The 1,559-nt window shown below is 59.9% G+C and carries 1 protein-coding gene; it reads right to left on the bottom strand.

Going from position 1 to position 1,559, the window contains the following annotated elements:
- A partial coding sequence (locus HHJ06_RS11635; protein WP_215429959.1) for a hypothetical protein occupies positions 1-1,258 on the bottom strand: 1,258 nt, incomplete at its 3' end.
- Positions 1,259-1,559: the final 301 nt, after the last annotated feature.

Genomic DNA, 1,559 nt, shown 5'->3' with positions numbered 1-1,559 from the left:
TGCCCCGGGCGTAGGGATATTCGGCAGCTTCCCCATAAGTCTCTTCTACACTCGTATGGACCTGGTCGGAGCCCAGCGCCGTTTCCGTCAAGACCGTGCGGCTGACTTGCGGGCTGTCTTCATACGTGTAAGTGCGCTTGCCAAGTTCCGTTTCCGTCCCATCCTCAGCGATAATTACTTCGGTTTCCGTGGCAGGCCTGAAGTCATTGAAGCGCAGGTCGGCGTAAGTGGTGCGCGTCCCTCTCTCCCCGCCTCCGGCCCAGGGAGCAGCGGAGAGCACCACCCGGCCCTGTTCGTCATACTCGTAGCGCGTGTAACCGCCGTCGGGCTTGATCTCCAGGGACACCCGGAACTGGTCGTTGTAGGTATAGAGGGTGGTCCGGGCCAGAGGCGTGTTGTATCCCTCGGTGTTGCTGATGGTCAGCCAGCCGCCGTCGGTATACTTCTTCACTGTCCGTGTACAGGAGGCGGGCGTTTCATCGTTGATGCCCTGAATGGTTTCAAGACGCTCCCACTTGGAGCCGGGCAATGCATTGCGTTCAATGGTTCGGACAATCCGCTCGTCTCCCTCCCCCTTGATGATGGCCACCTTGTTGCCTTCCTCGCGGCGTTCGATGAAATGCGGCTCCTGGCCGGCGCGCCGGTTGGTGATATGGGTGACCTTAATTCCGTTTTCCAAGAAGGTTTCATAGACGGCCGTCTTGTAGGGCTCTCCGGTAACGGTGAACCCGCCTTCCCCGTCCGGGGCGGCGTTATTGGGAGCAAACCACTCCAGGGTAAGCCTGTCGCCTTCGGGAATGCTTCTCATCAACCCCTGGGCCCGGGAATAAACACTGGCAAGAGAGCCATTTTCGTTGCAAGCCACCTGGACCTTGCTGAAGTACTCCTCGGCGGATATGACGTTGCCCGAGGAGCTGGTGACCGACACGACTTCTCCGGTGGAGGAAGAGAAGCGCAGGACCATGCCGCCGGGAAGGGCCATGTCCATGAATGCGGGAGTGCCCTGCGTGCTGGGAGTGAGATCTTCATGGAGAAGTCTCACGCGGTAGTTGACCTTCCTGGAAGAGCCGATGGGAGAAGCATCGCTGCTCCCTTCTTTGGCCTTGAAGTAAAGATGGCTTCCGGAGGGGCGCCTGACGGTGACGCGGCGCTCGTCAGCCGAGAAGGACGCGCTCCATGCCATGGGGTGGTTGTAGCGCATGGAGAAGCTGGCATGGGCTTGCGTGTTGGCAGAGCCGGCAACGCGGGCTGCCCTCATGAACCTGGCGGGAGCCGGAGGAGTGGGCCCTCCCGGAGAAGGAGGGGTGATGCAGGCGTTGCCCTGACAGTCCTGTTCACCCTCGGGGTCCCCCGGAGTGGGCTGTGTCTGGACACAGTTTTCGTCTCCTTCTTCATTGCATTCACATTCACACGGACAGGGTTCCTCTTCCAAGTCCGGTTCGCTGGAGGAAGAAGAGAGGGAACTGGAACTGCTGCTGGAAGAGGAGCTGGAGCTCGAAGAACTCGATGAACTTGACGAGGACCAGGAAGAACTGCTTGACGAGGAGGAGCTGCTTGAG

The organism is Akkermansia muciniphila (assembly GCF_018709685.1).
GTDB lineage: Bacteria > Verrucomicrobiota > Verrucomicrobiia > Verrucomicrobiales > Akkermansiaceae > Akkermansia > Akkermansia muciniphila_E.
This window is presented reverse-complemented; position numbering and strand designations above follow the sequence as displayed.